19 protein-coding genes are annotated in these 21,405 nt (G+C 64.9%); 7 read left to right on the top strand and 12 right to left on the bottom strand.

Annotation, left to right across the window (positions count from 1 at the left end):
* The first annotated feature begins 1 nt into the window (after position 1).
* Together NLN62_RS43400 and NLN62_RS43395 are read left to right on the top strand one after the other, a co-directional pair.
* Positions 2-682, top strand: coding sequence for an RlmE family RNA methyltransferase (locus NLN62_RS43400; protein ID WP_027526987.1), 681 nt, complete (start codon positions 2-4; stop codon positions 680-682).
* 71 nt (positions 683-753) lie between these two features.
* The gene (locus NLN62_RS43395; protein ID WP_245288224.1) at positions 754-1,257 is read left to right on the top strand and encodes a VOC family protein; all 504 of its coding nucleotides are present in this window, start codon (positions 754-756) and stop codon (positions 1,255-1,257) included.
* Positions 1,258-1,325: 68 nt separating this feature from the next.
* Here the strand turns inward: NLN62_RS43395 and NLN62_RS43390 are convergent, their stop codons facing one another.
* The 4 genes from NLN62_RS43390 to NLN62_RS43375 form a co-directional block, all read right to left on the bottom strand.
* Positions 1,326-4,067, bottom strand: coding sequence for an Ig-like domain repeat protein (locus tag NLN62_RS43390; protein ID WP_254112773.1), 2,742 nt, complete (start codon positions 4,065-4,067; stop codon positions 1,326-1,328).
* 254 nt (positions 4,068-4,321) lie between these two features.
* Positions 4,322-5,383: a neurotransmitter-gated ion-channel ligand-binding protein gene (locus NLN62_RS43385; RefSeq protein WP_254112771.1), complete on the bottom strand. Its 1,062-nt coding sequence runs from the start codon at positions 5,381-5,383 to the stop codon at positions 4,322-4,324.
* Entirely contained in the window at positions 5,380-6,222 is an 843-nt protein-coding gene (locus tag NLN62_RS43380) for a cache domain-containing protein (protein ID WP_254112769.1), read from the bottom strand. Before NLN62_RS43380 ends, NLN62_RS43385 begins: the two co-directional genes overlap by 4 nt.
* An 804-nt stretch (positions 6,223-7,026) precedes the next feature.
* Positions 7,027-8,520 carry an MFS transporter gene (locus NLN62_RS43375; protein ID WP_035664468.1) on the bottom strand — a complete coding sequence of 498 codons (1,494 nt, stop codon included), beginning with the start codon at positions 8,518-8,520 and terminating at the stop codon, positions 7,027-7,029.
* A 159-nt stretch (positions 8,521-8,679) separates the two neighbouring features.
* Between NLN62_RS43375 and NLN62_RS43370 the strand changes: the two genes are divergently transcribed.
* From NLN62_RS43370 to NLN62_RS43350, 5 genes are all read left to right on the top strand, one after another.
* Entirely contained in the window at positions 8,680-8,928 is a 249-nt protein-coding gene (locus NLN62_RS43370; RefSeq protein ID WP_027526982.1) for a hypothetical protein, read from the top strand.
* Between the two features lie 187 nt (positions 8,929-9,115).
* Positions 9,116-10,609 carry an IMP dehydrogenase gene (gene guaB / locus NLN62_RS43365; RefSeq protein WP_027526981.1) on the top strand — a complete coding sequence of 498 codons (1,494 nt, stop codon included), beginning with the start codon at positions 9,116-9,118 and terminating at the stop codon, positions 10,607-10,609.
* Between the two features lie 302 nt (positions 10,610-10,911).
* Complete coding sequence (locus NLN62_RS43360) at positions 10,912-11,934, top strand: NADP-dependent oxidoreductase (RefSeq protein ID WP_027526980.1); 1,023 nt, start codon at positions 10,912-10,914, stop codon at positions 11,932-11,934.
* 171 nt (positions 11,935-12,105) lie between these two features.
* Positions 12,106-14,031: a DUF3857 and transglutaminase domain-containing protein gene (locus tag NLN62_RS43355; RefSeq protein WP_254112767.1), complete on the top strand. Its 1,926-nt coding sequence runs from the start codon at positions 12,106-12,108 to the stop codon at positions 14,029-14,031.
* Positions 14,032-14,142: 111 nt separating this feature from the next.
* On the top strand, positions 14,143-14,418 hold the full coding sequence (locus NLN62_RS43350; RefSeq protein WP_027526978.1) for a hypothetical protein: 276 nt from the start codon (positions 14,143-14,145) through the stop codon (positions 14,416-14,418).
* Between the two features lie 3 nt (positions 14,419-14,421).
* Here NLN62_RS43350 and NLN62_RS43345 read toward each other — a convergent pair whose 3' ends face one another.
* From NLN62_RS43345 to NLN62_RS43310, 8 genes are all read right to left on the bottom strand, one after another.
* Positions 14,422-15,486 carry a LacI family DNA-binding transcriptional regulator gene (locus NLN62_RS43345; RefSeq protein ID WP_254112765.1) on the bottom strand — a complete coding sequence of 355 codons (1,065 nt, stop codon included), beginning with the start codon at positions 15,484-15,486 and terminating at the stop codon, positions 14,422-14,424.
* A gap of 212 nt (positions 15,487-15,698) precedes the next feature.
* A complete protein-coding gene (locus NLN62_RS43340) occupies positions 15,699-16,724 on the bottom strand; it encodes a succinylglutamate desuccinylase/aspartoacylase family protein (RefSeq protein ID WP_254112763.1) in 1,026 nt (341 codons plus the stop codon).
* Between the two features lie 62 nt (positions 16,725-16,786).
* Positions 16,787-17,131 (bottom strand): RidA family protein, encoded by a 345-nt coding sequence (locus tag NLN62_RS43335; protein WP_254112761.1) that lies wholly within the window; start codon positions 17,129-17,131, stop codon positions 16,787-16,789.
* 61 nt (positions 17,132-17,192) lie between these two features.
* A complete protein-coding gene (locus tag NLN62_RS43330) occupies positions 17,193-17,990 on the bottom strand; it encodes a transporter substrate-binding domain-containing protein (protein ID WP_027526974.1) in 798 nt (265 codons plus the stop codon).
* Positions 17,991-18,037: 47 nt separating this feature from the next.
* Entirely contained in the window at positions 18,038-18,766 is a 729-nt protein-coding gene (locus NLN62_RS43325) for an amino acid ABC transporter ATP-binding protein (RefSeq protein ID WP_027526973.1), read from the bottom strand.
* On the bottom strand, positions 18,753-19,403 hold the full coding sequence (locus NLN62_RS43320) for an amino acid ABC transporter permease (protein WP_254112759.1): 651 nt from the start codon (positions 19,401-19,403) through the stop codon (positions 18,753-18,755). The genes NLN62_RS43325 and NLN62_RS43320 overlap by 14 nt, the downstream gene beginning before the upstream one ends.
* A gap of 11 nt (positions 19,404-19,414) precedes the next feature.
* Positions 19,415-20,074: an amino acid ABC transporter permease gene (locus tag NLN62_RS43315; RefSeq protein ID WP_254112757.1), complete on the bottom strand. Its 660-nt coding sequence runs from the start codon at positions 20,072-20,074 to the stop codon at positions 19,415-19,417.
* A 13-nt stretch (positions 20,075-20,087) separates the two neighbouring features.
* Positions 20,088-21,383, bottom strand: a complete 1,296-nt coding sequence (locus tag NLN62_RS43310) for an alanine racemase (protein WP_254112755.1) — start codon at positions 21,381-21,383, stop codon at positions 20,088-20,090.
* Positions 21,384-21,405: the final 22 nt, after the last annotated feature.

Raw genomic sequence — 21,405 nt, 5'->3', positions numbered from 1 at the left:
AATGGCCAAGGACACCACCGGCCGCTTGCACGTCCAGGTCAAGACCGGCGGCAAGCGCAAGCTGTCGTCAAAGCTGTGGCTCGAGCGCCAGCTCAACGATCCCTATGTCGCCAAGGCCAAGGCGCAAGGCTATCGCTCGCGCGCCGCGTTCAAGCTGCTCGAGATCGACGACAAATTCCGCCTTCTGAAGCCCGGCATGGCCGTGGTCGATCTCGGTGCGGCGCCGGGCGGCTGGAGCCAGATCGCGGCCAAGCGCGTCGGCTCCGTCGACGGCAAGGGCAAGGTCGTCGCCATCGATCTGTTGGAGATGCCGGAAATCCCCGGCGTCGACTTCGCCCAGCTCGATTTCATGGACAACGAGGCGCCGGACAAGCTCACCGCGATGCTGGGCGGCGGCGCCGACATAGTGATGTCCGACATGGCCGCCAATACCACCGGCCACCGCAAGACCGACCAGCTCCGCATCGTCGGCCTCGTCGAGACCGCAGCGGCCTTTGCCTGCGATGTGCTCAAGCCTGGCGGGACGTTTCTGGCCAAGACGTTCCAGAGCGGCGCCGACGCCGACCTGCTCGCGCAGCTCAAGCGCGATTTTGCCACCGTGCGTCACGTGAAGCCGGCGGCGAGTAGGCAGGATTCGTCGGAGCGCTACGTGCTGGCGACGGGATTTCGGGGTGGCAATTAGGACGCGACGGTCATTCACCCGTTGTCACGCCGCACTTCGCATACAGACGTGATAGCTTGTCTGCAGGGATCATGACACCTAACGACGTCAAAATGTCCAAACCGTCGCTTTCAGACCCTGGCTCTCGCGCGACCTCCGATAGTACAGGGAGCGCGCCGCGCGACGGCTGGGCCGATCTTGTCCCCGAACTCGGCGTTTCGAACATTCAAAACAGCTTGTCGTTTTGGCGAGATCTACTTGGTTTCGAAGTCGCTTACGACCGCCCGGTTGCTCGATTTGCATATCTCGTTAGGGGACGTTTGCAAGTTATGCTCTGCGAATTGAACGGGCGTTGGGAGACGGCTGAGATGCAGCGCCCGTTTGGACGAGGCATCAATCTTCAGATCGTCGTCGATCGCATCGAGCCTATCCTGAACGCTCTAAGCGATGCTGACTGGCCGCTCTATGAGCAACCGAACGATGCTTGGTATCGGGTGGGTGACCAAGAGTGCGGACAGCGTGAATTTCTCGTTCAAGATCCGGATGGTTACCTGATCCGCTTCGCCGAACGACTGGGGGTACGCGCACCTTCGTGACGCCGATCTTATTGCAGCCATGCCTTGACCGCTTTGCGTGGCAGGTTCGCTCCGGCCGCTTCCCGGCATCAGAAGCCGTACTTCACCGCGCCGCGCACCCGCTGGCTTTCGATGCCGCTGACGGAGCTCGTCAGGAGATATTCGAGATCGAGGCTGAGGGCGCCACCGACCCCGGCCCGCAAGCCAAGTCCGCCGGTGAGGGTGTCGCGCGAGGTCGAGGTGCCGCTGAGCGTATAGCCGGAGGCGAGGCCGACGAGATCGACGTAGTTCAGCGTCTGAGCATATCCGCCGTCGAAGGCATGGCGCCATTCCGCGCGGGCTGTCGGCGTCAGCACGCCCCAGCTCTGCAGCATCGGATAAGCGAGGCGGCCGCCGATGACGCTGGCGACGCTCGTGGTGTTCATGCTGTCGTAGGTCAGCGCCCACGTGCTCGAGCCCGTCTCGCTATAGCCGTCGAGGGCGGCCCTGACGATATCGAGACGGCCATAGGACGAGATCTTCCAGCCGTCCCATTTGGACACGTGGGTCACACCGACCGTACCGAACACGTCGCGTCCCGTGCGCGCGCCCGCGAGCATAACGTTACCGTCGCCGGACCAGCGCTTGCTATCGAATCGCAGCGTGCCGTAGCCGCCGGCGACGTCGAGATAGGTGTGCGGCCGAAAGCGCCAGCTCGCATAGATCGCGGCATCGAAGTTGCGCGCGTCGATCCGCGAGCCGTCGCTGCCGATGTCGCTATGGTCGAAGCCGAGACCGAAGGCCGCGCCGAGCTTCAGGCCGTCGGCGATGCGCCGATCGAAGCCGAGCGTGACGCCCGACGAGGTGAAGCGGTTGTCGAAACTGTCGTCGCTGCGCAGCCGGCCGAAGCCGACGGTGCCGGAGGCCCAGACGTGAAATGGGAGCACGTTGGTCTTGTTGAGGGACTCGACGGCCTGCGGCAGCATTGCGGCAAACTGGTTGACGGCGCGGCCCTCATCGCTCTGCTTCGTCAGGGAAGTGCCAAGGAGCAATTCGCTGGCATAGCCGAGGGCAGGGCCCGCGCTGGCCTGGCTGTCCAAAGAGCTGGCAGTGCGGCCGGCTCCGCCGCCGGACGCGGTGTTGCCGTTCGCGCCAGATCCCACTTGTGACGAGCCGGAGGCGCCGGCTAGGCCGGAAGCGCCGCCGCCATCGTCCTCGTCATGCAGCGCTTCAAAGCGGCTGAAGATATTGGAGATCTGGGTCTGGCCGAACTGCACGGCGCTCGACACCTGCGAGCCGATCAGGCCGCGCACGGTGCTGCTCGCGGTCGGATCGGACCGTCCGACCGTCAGCGTGATTGCGCTCGAGGTCGCGCCGGCATTGTTGCCGTCGCCGCCGTAAGTGGCGGTGATCGCATGCGTGCCCATCGCCAGGGCCGGGGTCGCAAGCGTTGCGATCGCACCCGAGACCGTGGCGGTGCCGAGAACCGTCGTGCCGTCCTTGAACGTGACGGTGCCAGTCGGCGAGCTTCCGCCCGACAGCGTCGCGGTCAAGGTCACCGATTGTGCCGCAGCCGGCGACGTCGTTGAGCTCGAGACTGAGATCGTCGGGGTGGCCGAGCCGACCGACAGCGAGACCGTGCTGGATATCGCAGTGGTGTTGTTGCTGTCACCGCCATAGACCGCCCTGAACGCATGCAATCCTCCCGAAAGCGAGGAGACGAACAGGATTGCGGCCGATCCGGAGACGGTGACGGTGCCGAGCGAGGTGGAACCGTCGTAGAAAGTCACCGATCCTGTCGGCGAGCGACCGCTGCTGATGGTCGCGATCAGCGTGACCGAGGTGCTGGGGGCCATGGCCGTCGAGGACGCGGTCAAGGTGACCGTCGGAGTGTCCTGACCGACGGCCACAGTGACTGAGCTCGAGTTCACCGATGCATTGTTGGTGTCCCCATCATAGGTTGCCGTGATCGTGTGCGAGCCCAGTGATAGCGACGACAGCATCAGGATCGCGGTAGAACCGGAGATCGTCGCGTTGCCGAGCTGTGTCGAGCCTTCGTAAAAGGAGACGGTGCCGCTCGGCGTGACACCGCCTGACATCGTCGCGACCAGCGCGACCGAGGCGCCGTAGCTCGCCGAGGAGGATGAGGCGTTGAGCGCGATCGACGGCGTGGCCTGGACCACTGTCACGCTGGTCGTGCTGGTCGTCGAGGCGGCGTTGTGATTGGAGTCGCCGCCATAGCTCGCCGTGATCGTATGCGAGCCGACCGAAAGAGTGATCGAAAGGCTTGCCGAACTGCCTGATACCGACGCCGATCCGATCGCGGTGCTGCCGTCAAAGAACGTGACCGTTCCACTGGGCGAGACCCCATTGGCGAGCGTGGCGGTCAGTGTCAGCGCATTGCCGTAGACCACGGAGGAGGATGATGGCGACAGGGACAGCGTCGGCGACGCCTTGTTGATGGTGATTTGGTAGAACACAGAAAAGCCAGCCGCGTCAGCAGGATAGGTGTCCGTTCCATCCACGAAGTTATACGCGGCGGTGTATGTGCCCGCCGCAGTTGGAGTCCCGGTCAACGTGAAGGCGCACGTTGGGGAGGTGCCGCTTTGTACGGGGGTGAGGCCAGGGAAAGTGAAGTTAGATGGCTGCGGCGTACATGATAGAGCGTCCGTGTAGACGGTGACGGACTGGGAGTACACCGTTCCGACCGTGCCGCTCGGCAGTATTCGCTGGGCGTGGGCGGTGCCATCGATGGCGAAGAACGAGAAGGCCGCCAGCACGGCGGCGAGCCATGTGTACCCGAACCGAATATGGCCGCGGCGTGCAATCTTGTCCAAGTCAAAAGAGATCATGTCCCAGCCCCACCTTTTCGGATCCCGGCCGAAGACTGGTCTCGGCGCGGGCACCCGCACTGATCGGGACGCGCGGCCCATCAACTGCCGCAAATCCGCGCGACTCGACGTCTTACGTGTCTGGGATCGACTGAGGTCTGTTAGGTGAAGGTGGGAGAATCCACCATCAATGCGCGTTGATCTCGCGGGCGCGCCCGGTCCACCTGCAGCTCGAAGCCGAGACCGATGAGCGCCTGGTCGCGCTTGCGGCTGAATCAGGCCGGGATCGCCCGCACCGCCGCGCCGATGCAGATGGCAGCCATGATGCACGGTAGCGCCCAGCGTATCTGCTGCCTGAGTTCATCGATCACGGCTCCACTCACCGCTTGCGCGCGACGCGACAGCGTGTCCAATGACATGTCGACGATCAGGACCACGATCAGGTACATGTAACCAAGGGAGATGATTTGGGCGACCGGCGTGTTGAGCGAAATGCAGCCCGGAAAGCTCGATTCGAACGTGAAGCTGATGGCGGCGAGCGCGAGCAGCGACGAGAAGATCAGGCTGCCCTTGTCCTTGGACGCCAGATCCGGTGCCCATAGTACGAAAACGGATACGGCCAGCACGGCCATGATCGGCACGAAAATGCGCAGCAGATAATGCGTCGAGATCCGTGCGAGCGTCATGGTCACGTCGAGCTTGGAATAGCTGCGGGCGTTCCATCCCATCGCATCACGGTTCGCGAAGCGCAGGCCGGCGGCGCGCCAGTCGACCGAGGCGGTCGTATCCTCGATCCCGGAGATGTCCCGATCGGACTCGGTGGAAACCAGGATCGCGTCCTGCGCCGCATGGCGCGGCAGGAAGAACGAAAGCGTGAGATCCTGGCGGTCGAACGGGAAAGCGTTGAGGTTCAGGCCGAAGCGAAAGCGCGCCTCGTAGCGTTCGATGAGCATCACCTCGCCATTGGCATAGGTCGACGTGGCCACGGTGCGCGCCTCCGGCTCGCCGATGCGATTCTCGATTTCGAGGCCAGGCGTCCAGATCGATTTCAGATATTCGTCGGCTCCCGCGCCGGTGCGGTCGAGGCGGCCGAAGCCTATCGCGACGGGATCGAAGGCCTGCCGACGATCGGTCCAGCGCTGCGTGACTTCGACGAACAGGCGTCCTTCGCCGACGACTTCCTTGATCGAGAGCACCTTGAGGATCCGCACCGCGACGCGCACCCGCACGGGAAGCTGTGCTCCCGTTGGCAGTTCGGTCTGAACGGCCTCCGCTGGCGTCGAGGCGAGGCAGAACAGCGTCAGGATCACGCTCAGGATGCCGGCGAACGGTCTCATGGGCGTGACCTGCCGCGCGCGCACGTGGCGCGGAACAAGAGTGCGAACGCCAGGAAAGCGCAGATGCCGCCGCAGATCGCGATGACGCGCAACTCGGTGCGCGAGCGTCCGAGTTCGATACCGTAGTCGGCCTTGAGCGCGATGGAGAAGCCGATCATGCGGCCGCTGAAATCGACAAGCGGACGCGTAATCAGGTCGTAGCGACGGCCGTCGATCGTCGGCGAAGCTGCCACGCTGTCATGCGCCGGACGCAGCGGCATCGTCTTCAACAGCGACGAGAACAGCCGGTCGTCGGTCGACATAGCCAGCACGAGGTCGCCGAAGGCAGGCAGATTGGGATCGAGCGCGATGCCTGCGAGAGAGGGAACGACGATGATCGCGATGTCGGCGTTTGAGGTTGCTTTGACGCTCTCGATCAGAGGCTTGAGATCGAGGCCGACTTCAACGGTTCCGACCATGACGCCCTGCTGTTCGACGACGGTCGCCCCGCGCAGGCCGATTCCGGCAACGCCGATTTCCAGCCCGACCTGCGAGCGACCGGTGCGATTGGCGGCGACGATCATCGGACGAAATCCGGAGATGTCGTCGTCGAATTGATCGGGCTTGTGGACGCGCAGGAAATAGCGGATGTCCTTGTCCTGGAAGCCGAAGATCTGCACGCCAGCCTGCTGGCGCAGATGGGCAAATGTCTCCGCAGACTGGCGCATCAATTCGGCTCGGTCGCGCGCGGCGAGCGCTTGGCGGATCGTCGTACGCCGCGCCGTGACCTCGGCCAGCGCCAGCGCGAAACGGCCGCCGCGGTCGAACGCGGTCGAGAGCTCGCCGTTGACGAGCCGCATCTCGCCGCCACGAACACGGGTTCCGATTTCGTCTCGTAGCCGTCGGCAAACCAGAGCATGACGCCGAAGGCGGCTGCGATCACGGCGGCCACCGTCGCGGCGAGCATTCCCGACAGACCAGGTGAGGGGCGGTGTTCGCGTTTGAAATCGACCAACTCGGTCGCGGTCTCAGCGGCAGGAATAGAAGTTTCGATCGCGAGCATCTGGAATTCGGTGGGACCTGAGACGGCAACTTACGAGGGTGCAAAACGCAATTGCTGAGAGATGAGCTGCGCGTAGGAAGCTCATTCACGCCGAAACCGTCCATTTATCGGTGGCTCACCATATCGCAGCACTCTAGCCGTTTGGGATAGTGCACAAATATCAATGGGCGTTGATGAATGTCTGAAATTTGATCAGTTCGGGGCCACGTGAAGACGGCGGCAAGCCTCCGGCGATTTCCGCTATTCCGCCGCTGTTAGTGAACAAGCGGACATCAGGCGCGTCGGCACCAGGCATCTCGTTTTATGAGCGTACGCCCAATTGAACGCCGCCTTCGGGCGGGGCCTAAAGGCGCCCCCTCGCGAATTGCGCCACGATCGCATATTGCCAGTGATTCGCCCGACGCGTCAAGCGATTTCGGAAAAGACGCAGGGTGTCGTCTCGGCGCTCCCTGCTACTTTGGCATGGGGTTGTTTTCCGGAGTTTTGCCAGGGCGCCCTGTGGCCACAGGCTCCGTCATCGCGAGCGCAGCGAAGCAATCCAGACTGCATCCACGGAAAGATTCTGGATTGCTTCGCTGCGCTCGCAATGACGAGGGAGGAGTCACCCCAGCCGCTGATCCCGCATGTCCTGCGTATCCTCGGTCGCAGCCTTGACGGCGGCACTCGCCGCGCTCTTCGCCGCGCCCTTGCGGCTGGCGATCTCGACCGCCTTGCGGCCGGAAATCTCGTGGCCGGCATCGCGGGGCATCTGCCAGAAGAACCAGGCCGACGCGGCCGAGGTCAGCCCCACCACGATGAAAGCGGGCCAGAACACGGTGGCGTCGATCTCAGTGACGTGGCGCCACCACATCGTCGATTCGACCGAGAAGGCGCCGACCGCGACGCCCGCGGAGACCGCGAGTTGCTGGTTGACGCTGACGAGCGTGGTGGCGCGGCTCATCTGCGCGGCCTCGACGTCCGCATAGGCAACCGTGTTGATCGCGGTGAACTCCAACGAGCGGAAGAAACCGCCGACCACGAGGATCACCATGATGATCAGCAGCGGGGTCGTCACCGTGAACAGCGCGCACACGCCGAGGAAGAACGCGCTGATGATCGCGTTCACCGTCATCAGGTTGCGGAAGCCGAAGGCGCGGATGATGCGGGCAGCGAGCGTCTTCATGCCCATGGCACCGAGCGAGGAGGCGAAGGTCACGAGGCCCGAATGGAACGGCGTCAGCCCGAAGCCGATCTGCATCAGGAGCGGCAGCAGGAACGGCAGTGCGCCGATGCCGAGCCGGAACATGAAGCCGCCGATGACGGCCGCGCGCAGCGTCGGAAGGTTCAGCAGCGAAAAGTCCAGCACCGGGGATCCCGTGCGCCGCGCATGAATGACGTACAGCGTCATCGAGATCGCGCCGCCCGCGATCAGGGCCAGCACCGTGCTCCAGGGCAACAGGTTGAGGCCCGCGACCGACAGACCGAAGGCAATACCGGCAAGCCCGATGCCCGCGAGCATCATGCCCTTGAGATCGAACGGCTCCTGCGCCTCGCTCTTGATCGGATCGATGAAGCGCAGCGCCATGAAGATGCCGAGCAGACCGATCGGCAGGTTGATCAGGAAGATCCAGTGCCAGGACGCATAGGTGGTGATGAAGCCGCCGAGTGGCGGGCCGACCACGGGACCGATCAGTGCGGGTACGGTGACCCAGGCCATGGCGTTGACGAGATCGCTCTTGTCGATCGAGCGCAGCAGTACGAGCCGCCCGACCGGCGTCATCATCGCGCCGCCCATGCCCTGGAGGATGCGCGCGAACACGAAGTCGGTCACCGAGCCCGACAGCGCGCAGCCGACCGAGCCCACCATGAACACGCCCACGGCGATCGCAAACACCAGCCGCGCGCCGAACCGGTCCGCGGTCCAGCCGCTCGCCGGGATGAACACTGCAAGCGAGAGCAGGTAGGAGGTGATCGCGAGCTTCAGCGTCAGCGGGCTCGTGCCGATGTCGGCGGCGATCGCGGGCAGGGATGTCGCGATCACCGTCGAGTCCATGTTTTCCATGAACAGGGCGGTCGCCACGATCAGCGGGATCACGCGTTGCTTGTTGACCGACATGACGGATATTTAATGGAAATCAGAAGGGAAAGGTGAGCGATGCGGCTTAACACCGTCGCTGCTCCGAGACCATTGCGGAACCGCGCATAGCACCTAAATCCTGCGTGACGGTGCGACCCCGACTGTGTCCGGGATTCACCGTGTGCTGGAGATCCCGCGATGATCTACATCCTTGCCGCGCTTCTGCCGCCGATCGGGCTGCTCCTGAACGGGCAGCCGTTCTCGGCGATCTTCAACCTCGTCCTGTGCGTGGTTTGCGTGATTTTCGGCCTGGTTTTCCACGTTTTGCTGCTGGTCCCGTCGGCGCATGCCGTCATCGCGGTTCACATGAAGCGGGAGGACCGGCGGCACCGGGAGGTCGTGGACGCGATCCGCCAGCACGGCCCGCCGCCGGGTTATCCGCGCTAAAAGGCGCAAAAAAGCCTGTGCATGGCTGGCAATCGGACCGAATTGCTTTGATTCGTCACCCGGCCGTGCTATCGACCGGCGTCAACCCCACCGATGGGCTCCGATTCGACGGTGCTGCCGCAAGGTACGCCGAGGGCGGCGCTCATCCATAAGCATTTGCGGCACGGCCGCAGGAAGGAGTTGGCATATGGCCACGGTGCAACTTCAAGGCATTCGCGAAGCCTTTACGTTCGACGACGTGCTGTTGAAGCCGGGCCTGTCGGACGTGCTTCCCTCCGAGGTCGATATCCGCTCGCGCGTCACCCGCGCCATTCCGCTCAACATTCCGATCATGGCTTCCGCCATGGACACCGTGACCGAGGCGCGCATGGCGATCGCCATGGCGCAGGCCGGCGGCCTCGGCGTCATCCACCGCAATTTCGATCCGGAGGGGCAGGCCGCCCAGGTGCGGCAGGTCAAGCGATACGAGTCGGGCATGGTGGTGAACCCGCTCACCATCAGCCCCGATGCCACGCTGGACGACGCGCTCAAGCTGATGAGCGATCACGGCATCTCCGGCATTCCCGTCGTCACCGGGGCCGGCAAGACCACGCCGGGCAAGCTGGTCGGCATCCTCACAAATCGCGACGTGCGCTTTGCGACCGACCGCCGGCAAAAAGTCTCAGAGCTGATGACGCACGAAAATCTCGTCACGGTGCGCGAGAATGTCGGCCAGGATGAAGCGAGGCGGATGCTGCACAAGCATCGCATCGAAAAGCTGCTCGTCGTCGACGATCAGTATCGCTGCGTCGGCCTGATCACCGTGAAGGACATGGAGAAGGCGGTCGCCCATCCGCTCGCCTGCAAGGACGCGCACGGCCGCCTGCGGGTCGCTGCTGCCACCACCGTCGGCGATACCGGCTTCGAGCGCACCGAGCGGCTGATCGACGCCGGCGTCGATCTCGTCGTCGTCGACACCGCGCATGGCCACTCCCGTCACGTGCTCCACGCCGTCAACCGCATCAAGCGTCTCTCCAACTCGGTGCAGGTCGTTGCCGGTAACGTTGCGACCGAAGACGGCGCGCAGGCGCTGATCGACGCGGGCGCGGACTGCATCAAGGTCGGCATCGGCCCGGGCTCGATCTGCACCACGCGCATCGTCGCCGGTGTCGGCGTGCCGCAGCTCACCGCGATCATGGATGCGGTGGAAGCGGCGAAGAAAGCCGACATTCCCGTCATCGCCGACGGCGGCATCAAGTTCTCCGGCGACCTTGCGAAGGCGCTGGCAGCTGGCGCCGACATCGCCATGGTCGGTTCGCTGCTCGCCGGTACGGATGAAACGCCAGGCGAGGTCTTCCTGTGGCAGGGCCGCTCCTACAAGGCCTATCGCGGCATGGGCTCGGTCGGCGCGATGGCGCGCGGCTCGGCCGACCGCTACTTCCAGCAGGACATCAAGGACACCTTGAAGCTCGTGCCTGAAGGCATCGAGGGCCAGGTGCCCTACAAGGGCCCGGTCGGCAACGTCATGCACCAGCTCGCCGGCGGCTTGCGCGCCGCGATGGGCTATGTCGGCGCGCGCGACATGAACGATCTGCACCAGAAGGCACAGTTCGTCCGCATCACCGGCGCGGGCCTGCGCGAAAGCCACGTCCACGACGTGACCATCACGCGCGAGTCCCCGAACTATCCGGGCGGGGGTTAGGGCTCTCCCTGTCATTCCACGGCGCGCGTAAGTTTACGCGCGCTCACCCCCACGCACCGCCGTCATGCCCCGCGAAGGCGGGGCATCCAGTACTCCGCGGCTTCTCCGTATCCCATCGCTGTCTCTGGAATACTGGATCGCCCGCCTTCCGCGGGCGATGACGCTGACAGTGTGGGCGGGCATGCCTCAACGTCGTCATTGCGAGGAGCGCAAGCGACGAGACAATCCAGTCCTTTTGAGTTGACTGAACTGGATTGCTTCGCTTCGCTCGCAATGACGAATACAACAATGAGGAAGCCATCATGTCCCAAGGCAAGCGCATCGTTCTCGCTGCACGTCCTGTCGGCGAGCCCAAGCCGTCTGATTTCCGTATCGAGGAATTCGCAGTCCCGACGCCGGGCGCAGGCGAAGTGCTGTTGCGGACGATCTGGCTGTCGCTCGATCCCTATATGCGCGGACGCATGAGCGAAGGCCCGTCCTATGCCGCGCCGGTGCCGATCGGCGGCGTGATGGAGGGCGAGACGGTCAGCGAGGTGACGGCCTCCAACAATGCCGTTTTCGCCAAGGGCGACATCGTGCGCACGCGCGCCGGCTGGCTGACGCATGCAATCTCGAACGGCAAGGGATTGATCAAGGTCGATCCGAAGCTGGCGCCGATCTCGACCTCGATCGGCGTGCTCGGCATGCCCGGCATGACGGCTTATACGGGCCTCCTCGACATCGGCAAGCCGCAAGCCGGCGAGACCGTCGTCGTCGCCGGCGCTTCGGGCGCGGTGGGCTCGGCCGTCGGCCAGATCGCGAAGATCAAGGGTGCGCGAGCGGTCGGCATCGCCGGCGGCAAGGACAAGTGCGACTACGTGGTCAAAGAGCTCGGCTTCGATGCCTGCATCGATCACCGCGATCCCGATCTCGCTGCCAGGCTGAAGGACGCATGCCCGAAGGGCATCGACGTCTATTTCGAGAATGTCGGCGGCGCGGTGTTCGAGGCGGTCTTCCCGCAGCTCAATGCCTTCGCGCGCGTGCCGGTCTGCGGCCTGATCGCGCATTACAACGACACCGAGGCCAAGCCGCCGAAATGGGCAGGCAGCATGATGCGCGCGATCCTGACCAAGCGGCTCACGTTCCGCGGCTTCATCGTCAGCGACTTTGCGGCTCGCCACGGCGACTTCCTTCGCGACATGTCCGCCTGGGTCCGCGAGGGCAAGGTCAAGTACAAGGAGTTCGTCACCGAGGGGCTGGACAGCGCGCCCGGCGCCTTCATGGGGCTCCTGAAGGGCGCCAATTTCGGTAAGCAACTCGTCCGGGTCGGGCCGGACAAGGCTTAAGCCGCCGTCGTCTGCGCGGCACGCGACGCTGGTGGGTGGGTCGGTCGGGAATCCGGTTGACTCACCCAATGATTGTGCGGAAGAAATGCGCTCGTTAGAGTGACTGATCGGATCGGGCCACGAATTCGCGCGGCCGTGGCATTCCGAAAAGGGGCTGGCGGGCGGCGAACGATGAACATCGGCGTAGGACTGCATGTCGTCGTCGCAATCACCCTGACGTCTGCCCTCGTTGCCCCAGCCTTGGCTGACGAAGCGCCGTTCTCGCGACGCGTGTCGATGGCGTTGACGGTGCTGCCCGGCGATCTCCTCGAAACCATATCGACGGTCGATGTCGCGATCCGCTCCGAAGTGGCTGTCACCGCGTTTGGCCAGATCACGCTTCAGGTCAATGAACACTTCGCGAACCTCGAGATCATCGAGGCGACGACCGTCAAGGCCGACGGGCGCCGCATCGACGTTCCCGCGGACAAGATTCTCACCTCCAATCTCCCGAACGCGTCGCAACTCGGTATCTTCGAGGCGGATGTCAGGAACCGCACCATTGTCTTCCCCGACGTCGCCGTCGGCGATAGCCTTCATTACAAAACGCACAGCCGCGAACGCCAGCACGGCATCTCGGGCGGGTTCAGCGCGACGTACGTCGTGCCGCCCTCGGGCCGTTTCGAAAATGTGGAAATCACGCTTGATGCGCCCAAGAGCCTTGCCGTCGCGGAACAGTCGGACGGCTTTGCTCGCTTGTCAGAAGAGAAGGGCGAGCGCCGGGTCGTGTCATGGACGCTTGGACCACAGACCTATCAGGCCGATGAGCCCGGCGCGACCGCGGCCATCGATCACAGCCCGTATCTCATTCTTTCGAGCTACGGCAGCTGGCAGGCCATCGGCCAGGGGTTTCTGGACGGCGCGGCCCCCATGAGCAAGCCGACGCCGGACTTGAAGACGGTGGCGGAGGACCTCACCAGGGACATCACGGATCGCCGCGAGCAGGCGCGCGCCATCTTCGACTGGGTCTCGAAGAATGTGCGCTATTTCTCGATCTTCCTCGGGCAAGGCGGCTTCGTGCCGCACGATGCGGCAAGCGTGCTCGCCAACAAGTACGGCGACTGCAAGGATCACGTTACGCTGATGCGGGCTCTCCTGGCCGCCAAAGGCATCGAGGCGGACTACGCGCTGATTTCCACGCTACCGGTCTATCGCGCCTTTGAGGTGCCGACCCCAGGGTGGTTCAACCATGTGATCCTGTGGCTGCCCGAGTTCGACCACTACGTCGATCCGACTGCGAGCACCTCTACCTTCGCAAGCTTGCCGGGCGTCGAGACGGACAAGACCGTGCTGCGGATCGGCACCAAAGGCATCGTCGTGGTGCGGACGCCCCCACTTGCCGCCGAGAGCAATCGACTGACGGTCACGGCCGACGTCACCCTCGCAGCGGATGGGACGGCCAAAGGCACTGCAACCGTCGCAGCGCAGGGCGCGACAGGCGCCAGCTTGCGCGGGGTCATGACCCAGGTCGCCCTGAAGGGGGGCGACGTGCTTGCGAAGGAATTGCTTGGCAAGCAGAACTGGCGTGGCACAGGCAATATCGAGGTCCGGCCGGCGACTGATCACAGCGAGCCGTTCGTCGTAAAGACCACTTATGATTTGTCCAACAAGTTCTTCGGCGACGAAGGCAACCGGAGTGCCATCCCGATGGGGCCGCGTTTATTGCTTCCGGCCCTGAACCCGTTCGACCAGGCCATCAAGGGAAAGCACAGGCAGAACTTCGTGTGCCAGGCGCAGAGCTACGATCAAATCATCGATCTACACCTGCCTGAGGGGCGGACCCCGACGAACATTCCCGCTAGCGTCAATGTGAGCCTGCCGCTCGCGAGCTTCGAAGCTCGCTATGAGCTCAACGGGCAAACGCTGCATATCGAGCGCCGGACCGTCTCCGGGTGCCAGGGCAATCATGCTCGCCGCAGATCGCGACGGATATCGCGCCGGTCATCGCGGCCGCCACGAAGGAGTTCGGCTGGCGGCCGCAATTCGCTCGCAAGGACGGCAGTCCGGGGCAGAACCCCTAGCTGGCCCCGCTTCGGCCCGGGGCGGGTGATTGGTTAATAAAGAGTCGCCAATCGGCAACACCTGCCCGCAAAAGTCGCAGCTGTGACCGTCCGTTCATTGACCGGCCGGTGAAGGCATTGAATCATTGGACCAATTTCAGGTGCGATGATGTTTGAGATTGGTATTTTCAGCGTAATTCTGCTGGCCGCCGGCTATTGGGCGACCATGTTCATTATGGGCCGTCACGACGACGTGCTGCACGGCAAGTTTGTTCACACCGATGCCGAGGAAGGAGCAGCGCCTGTTGCGCCACCGTTTCCGACCCGGCCGGTCTTCCCCAAGCGTCCCGTGCCGCGGGCCGTTGGCAGCCCGAAGCCCGTGAACAGCGACGCCCTTCAATCGCTGCTGGTCGCGATCCAACAGAACCTGAAGGACGTTGCCTAGAGCCTAGACGCTGCCGCGCTCGACCAGGGCGAGTTCGACCGCGCGTCGCGGCTCGGTGCTCGGCCTGCCGGACAGGCGCGCCAGCAAGAGCTCGCCGGCGATGCGGCCGATCGCGGCGGAATCAAAAGTGATGGTGGTGAGGCCCGGCGTGATCTGGTCCGCCACGTCGTTGTCGCCAAAGCCGAGCACGGCGAGATCGCGTGGGACCGACACACCGCGCGACCGCGCCTCGATCAGCGCACCGGTCGCCAGCAGATCGTTGGCACAGAACACGGCGTCGACGCTGCCGCCGCGGTCGAGCAGGGCGGTGAAGGCTGCGCGGCCGTCGACGAGGCCCGTGATCTCATTGAGGCCGATCTCGTGGACGATCTCTAAGCCCAGCCTTGCCGCCGCCGCGCGAAACCCGTCGCGGCGGAGAGCGCCGCGGCCGCCGTTGCGCCCGATGAAGGCGACGCGGCGATAACCGGCGTCCGCCAACCGCCGTGCCGCCATTGCACCTGCGTCGGTGTTGGAGAGGCCGACCAGCATGTCGATGGGATCGCGCGGAAACGCCCAGGTTTCGATCACGGGCATGCCGAGCTCGGCGAGCGCGGTGCGGTTCGCCTGCAGCTCGATCACGCCGGTGAACATCACCGCTGCAGGGCGGATGCCGCGCAGCGACTGGATCATCGCGACCTCCTTGGCATAGGAGTAGGAGGTCTGGCCGACCAGCACCTCAAAACCTTCCGGCTCAAGCGTGGCGGCGAAGCTGCGTACCGCAAGCCCAAACTGCTGGCTCAGGATGTTAGAGACGAAGGCGACGACCACGTTCGAGCGGCCCGAGCGCAGCGCGCGCGCATGCGGGTTCGACGCGTATCCGGTGGCCTCGATCACTTCGAGGATGCGGTCACGCGTCTCGCGATTGACCTTCTCGGGATGACGCAGCACCCGCGACACCGTGATCGGCGCGACACCGGCGCGCTCCGCCACCTCCTCGATGCGCGGCGGCCGTCCGCCCGCGCTGCCTCGGCCAGGCGGCGACGGAATGCGCAGCACGTCATCGTATGTCGGCGTTGTCGGAGCGGTCATCGAATCGCTGAAGAAAACGACGTTAGGTTAGAGCATGATGAGATCAGAATTCATTGCAACCTCGACGGAGGTGCGCTCCCTCCCCCGCTTGCGGGGAGGGCTGGGGAGAGGGTTTCTCCGCAACCCCCAAGGGGAGAAAGCCCTCACCCGGCGCTTCGCGCCGACCTCTCCCGCAAGCGGGAGAGGTGCAGCGTGCCTGCGGCCAAAGCTCATTACGCCAATGTCTCCTCGCGTGTCAGGGCGCGGCCGACCTGGACCAGGCAATCGCCGCTCTGGCTGTCGGTGTGCAGGCGTTGCGAGATCACGATGCCGTCGGTGGGGAAGCGAAGCACCTCTTCGGGAACTTCCGGGCGCTGGAAATCATGATACCAGCCGGCGATGTCGCCGGCCTTGACGCGTGCACCAACCGTGACGGCCGGCTCGAACCAGCCGCGCCGCGTCGCGAACACCGCTTGCGCGTGGCTTTGCAGGGCCAGCAATTCGGTATCGCGCTCGACCGGTGCATGAGGTCCGAGCACCGGCGCCTGCACGATGCCGAGTGCGAGCAGCAAGCGGTCGACGGCGCGCGCGGTGAGGGCCATCGTCTGCGGCGTGACGGTGCCGCCGCCGCCGAATTCACCTGACAGCCCGATCGCGCCGGCGCGCGCCGCCGCCGCCATCGAGGTCGGTGCGGTGGCGCCATTCTCGGCGACGAAGGCGAAGGGCATCCCTAACCCTTCCATCAGACGCAGCGCGTGGCCGAACATCTCGGGTGGTCCCTGCCGCTCGATCAGCGCGCAGGGAACATGCGCCATCGAGGTGCCGCCGGAATGAATGTCGAAGACGACGTCGTGGCGTGGAAACAGCTCGTGCTCGAGGAAGTGTGCCAGGCGAAACGTCGGCGTGCCGCCGGCATCGCCCGGGAAGGCGCGGTTGAGATTGCCCTCGTCGAGCGGCGAGCGCCGCCGCGCCGCCATCACGGCGGGCAGGTTGGCGAAGGGCAGGATGGTGATCTCGCCCTTGATGGCGGCAGCATCGAGCCGGCGATAGAGCCGCGTCAGCGTGATCTCGCCCTCATATTCGTCGCCGTGATTGCCGGCCATCAAGAGGAGCTTTGGGCCGGCGCCGTTCCTGATCCGGAAGATCGGGATCTTGAGCTGGAAATAGGGGGAGCGATCGATCGAGAAGGGAATGCCGAGATGGCCGGACCATTTCTGGTCCTTCTCGAAATCGATCTCGTGAAAAAGTCCGGTGTGCATGTGCTGCCTCGGGGCCGCGCCGTTGCCGACGCCGGCCGAAGGTTGGAAGAGAAGCGACGTCTTTAGAGCAAGGCGACCGCAGTCATCTCGACGCGCAGGTCGGGATCTGCGAGGCGGGCCTCGACGCAGGCGCGCGCAGGCGGATTGGCCGGATCGATCCAGACGTCATAGACCGAGTTCATGGTGTCGAAGTCGGTGATGTGCGGCAGGAAGACGTTGACCGCGACGAGCTTGGAGCGGTCAGAGCCGGCTTCCTTCAACAGCGCGTCGATCTTGGCGAGCACCTGCTGCGTCTGCGACACGATGCCTGCCTTGCGGTCGTCGGCGACCTGGCCGGCGATGTGCACCAGGCCGCCGGCAGCGACCGCCTGGCTCATGCGCGGGCCGGCGACGTAACGTTTGATCATCTGAAAATTCTCCTCGTGAAGATGAGCTCCCGCGCACGGCGCGCGGGAGCGTTGTCCAAGCTTACAGCGTCGGCAGCGACTGCTCTTCCTTGAACCATTTGAGCTGCAGCGCGCCGAGCTTGCCGTTGAGCTTGTTGGTGAAGATGTCGGTGTTGATCCAGTTGAGCAGGTTCTGCTCGCCCTGGCGCACGCCGACATGGGCCGGCGACTGGCGGATCAGGAATTTCAGCTCGACCTCCTTGGTCGGGTTCTGCTCCTGCACCTTGATCGCGATCGCGCTGTTCTCGGCAAAGGTATCGGCTTGTCCGGCGAGGAAGGCGGCGATTGCGGCCGGCGTGTCCTCGAAACGGACCAGCTTCACCTTCGGTGCGTTGTCGGTGAGCCAGACGTCGAGCGTCGTGCCCTTGGCGACCGCGACGGTGCGCCCCTCCAGATTGTCGGGCTTCTTGCCGGTTGCTGCCGGGATAGACTTGGCGCCGTAGACGCCGAGATTCACCACCGCATAGGGCTGCGAGAACATCACCTGCTGCGCACGCTCCGGTGTGGCGCCGAGACCGGCGATCAAAATATCGATCTTGTCCGAGAGCAGGCTCGGAATCCGCGCCGCGCCGGTGACCGGGACGAGCTCGAGTTTCACGCCCATGTCGGCAGCGATCAGCTTGGCGAGGTCGGCGTCGAGACCCGCGATCTCGCCCTTGTCGTCCTTGAATCCCCAGGGCGCGGCGTCGGTGAGGATGCCGACGCGGAGCTTGCCTGCGCCGAGCACGTCCTGGAGCTTGTCGGCCTTGGCGAGGCTTGTCGCGGCGAGGACGGCAAGCGCCGCTGCTGCGATCGTGAAAAGGGACTTCCGCTTTCTCATGACTCTCTCCTGGTGGCGGCACGATGGCCGGACTGGTGGGACGACGTTCATTTCGCCGAAGCGATGAAGCTTGCAAGCTCTGACGTCTCGGGGTTTGCGAACAGCTTTGCCGGCGGGCCCTGTTCCCAGACGCGGCCCTGATGCATGAAGACGATGCGGTCGGCGACGTTGCGGGCAAAGCCCATCTCGTGAGTGACGAGGATCATCGTCATGCCCTGCTTGGCCATCGCCTCCATCACCTTCAGGACCTCACCGACCAGCTCGGGGTCGAGCGCCGAGGTGACCTCGTCGAACAGCATCAGGTGAGGGGCCATGGCGAGGCAGCGGGCGATCGCGACGCGCTGCTGCTGGCCGCCGGAGAGCTGCTCCGGCCAGGCGTCGATCTTGTCGGCAAGCCCGACGCGGGTGAGCACGTCCAGGGCCAACGCGCGGGCCTTTGCCTTGTCGATGCGGCCGGTCAGCAGTGGCGCCAGGGTGATGTTGCGCTCGACCTTCAGATGCGGAAACAGGTTGAAGGCCTGGAACACGATGCCGACGTGCTGACGGAATTTCTTGAGGTCGGGCATCCCAGCGTAGACCTTTTGCCCTTCGACGCGGATTTCGCCGGCGTCGACGCTCTCCAGCGCATTGATGCAGCGGAGCAGGGTCGACTTGCCGGAGCCGGATCGGCCGATGATCGTGACGATCTCGCCTTCCTCGACGTCGAGCGAGACTCCCTTGAGCACGTCGACCCGGCCGAACTTCTTGTGCACGTCGCGAATTTCAACGAGAGCCATCGAGGCGGGCCTCCAGGGATCGGGACCAGAGCGTGAGCGGCAGGCAGAGCGCGAAATAGATCACGGCGACGAGCGCGTAGGTGAGGAGCGGCTGGAACGTCGCCGCACTCACCACTTGCCCTGCGCGGGCGAGCTCGACGAAGCCGAGGATCGAGGCGAGCGAGGTGCCCTTGATGAGCTGCACAAGGAAGCCGACGGTCGGCGGCAGCGATAGCCGTAGCGCCTGCGGCGCGATGATGTGGCGGAACTGCTGCCAGAGCGACAGGCCGAGGCAGCTACCTGCTTCCCATTGCGCCAGCTTCACCGCCTCCAAGCCGCCGCGCCAGATCTCGCCGAGGAAGGCAGCGGTGTAGAGCGTATAGGCAACAGTGACCGCGACGAGCGCCGGCACCTGGATGCCGAGGAACACCGGCATGCCGAAGTAGAAGAAGAACAGCAGCCCTAGCAGCGGCACGCTCTGGACGACCTGGATGATACCGGCCATCGCCCAGCGCAGGCCGGCGAAGCGGCTGATGCGGCCCATGGCAAGCCCGAGCGCCAGCGGCGCGCCGAAGGCGAGCGCGAGCACGACGAGGACGACGGTCCAGCGCAAGGCTGCGAACAGCGAGACGAGATCGATGAGGGAGAAGGATCGCATTGCCTCTTCCCTCAGCGCCGCCGTGGCCAGCGGAAGGCGGCCGCGCCAACAAGCGCAAAGAGCGCCTTGAACGACATCGCCATCGCGAAATAGACGACGCAGATCACCGCATAGACTTCGAAGCTGCGATAGGTGCGACTCTCGATGAAGCCTGCAACGTGAAACAGCTCGTCAGCGGCGACCTGCGAGGCGAGCGAGGTGCCGAGCAGCAGCAGGACGAACTGGCTGGTGACCGCCGGATACGCATTGCGCAGCGCCGGTGGCAGCACGATGTGGCGAAACACCTGCCAGCCGGAGAGGCCGAGGCAGTGGCCGGCCTCGACCTGGCTGTTCGGAATGGAATCGAGGCCCGACCGGATGATTTCGACCGAATAGGCACCGAAATAGAGCGACAGGGCCACCGACGCAGCCTCGAAGGCCGGCAGCTTCAGGCCGAAGGTCGGCAGTACGAAGAAGACGATGAAGATCTGGATCAGCGATGGCGTGTTGCGGAACAGCTCGATGTAACCGCGCACCAGCCAGCGCAGCGATTTGACGCTGCCCTTCAGCGCGACGGCGCCGGCGATGCCGATCAACAGGCCAAACAGTGCGGCGATCACGGTCAATTCGAGCGTGACGATCGCCCCGTCGATCAACTGGTTCTGATAGCGCCAGAGCGGAAGGAAATTCATCGCGTGGCCGCTCTCAGCCGAACTGCGTGGTGAGCGCACGCGTGACCGTGCCGCCGGCATCGAGGCCATAGATCACGCGCCAGCGGTCGAGACAGGTGCAGGGATGCGAGATGCCGAGGGCGAGGATGTCGCCGACGGCGAGCGGGCTGTCCTCAGCGAGGGCGATGAAGGCGTGCTGGTCGTTGAGCCGGGTGACGGTGAGCGCCTCGGCAAGGCCTCGCTGCTCCACCCCATCGCGGTAGACGCTGAGCGCGACCGGAAGGCCCTGATCGAAGGACGCGTCGCGCATGCCGAAACCGCAGATCGCGAGCCCGGCCTCGGGGCGGGACAGCACCTCGGCCCAGAGCATGAGGGCAGGGCGAAAACTTTCAGCCGCGGAGCGGTGCACGCCGTCGATGACGAGACCGCCGCGCCGGTCTATTTCTGCGAAGGCGCGTGCGTAGATGCCGTGATCGGAGAAGAACAGCGCGCCGGAGCGCAGGACGACGGTCGCGTTGCCGTCGCGCTGCGCGACCGGCACGAGGGCTGCTGCCACGACATCGAAATAAGCCGAGCCGCCAGCACTGAGGATCAGCGAGCGGCCAGGGGCGGCGTCGCGGACGAACGCAAAGGCCTCGATCGTGCGCGCCATCAGCTTCGCGATCGCGCGGGCGGTCTCATCAGCGCCGGACGTGGCAACAGCGCCTTCGTAGGTGGCAACGCCGCCGAGCGTCAGTCCCTTCGCAGCGAGCACCGCCGCGATGACGGCCTCGACCGTTCCGCGATCGCGCGCGCCGGCGCGTCCCGCGCCGAGCTCGACCAGTACGGCGATGTCGTTGCGGCCCGACAGGCGCGCGGCTTCGGCAAGCGAGGCGACCGCAGCCGGCGAGTCTGCGAAGGCGTAAAACTCCGCATCAGGATAGGCGCCCAGCAGCGCGCCGAGCCGCCGCCCGGCGGCAAGGCCGCCGATCTCGTTGGCCAAGAGCAGGCGCCGTTCGCCATGGGCAAGGAGCACGGCGGCCTGCTGGATGTTGGCGACCGTCGTGCCCCAGGCGCCGGCCTCGCGCAGGGAGCGGGCGAGCTCCGGCGACATCGGCGTCTTGGCGTGCGGGGCAACGGCAACGCCGGCACCACTGCACCAGCGCAGGAAAAGGTCGCGGTTGGCCGCAAAGGCGGCTTCATCCAGGGTGAGGGCAGGCAGCGCGAGGTCGCCGCCGCAGGGCCGCCAGCCTTGGCTGCCGATCTCCTCGGTGGCGAGGCCGTCGACCACGGGGATTCCTCGCGTGGTCGCAGACAGGCGCTGGGTGCCCCACCGGGAAAACGACTGCATTGTCCCTCCGTCTCGCGGCGCT

The sequence above is a fragment of the Bradyrhizobium sp. CCGUVB23 genome, from assembly GCF_024199885.1.
In the GTDB taxonomy this organism is placed as follows: domain Bacteria; phylum Pseudomonadota; class Alphaproteobacteria; order Rhizobiales; family Xanthobacteraceae; genus Bradyrhizobium.
This window is presented reverse-complemented; position numbering and strand designations above follow the sequence as displayed.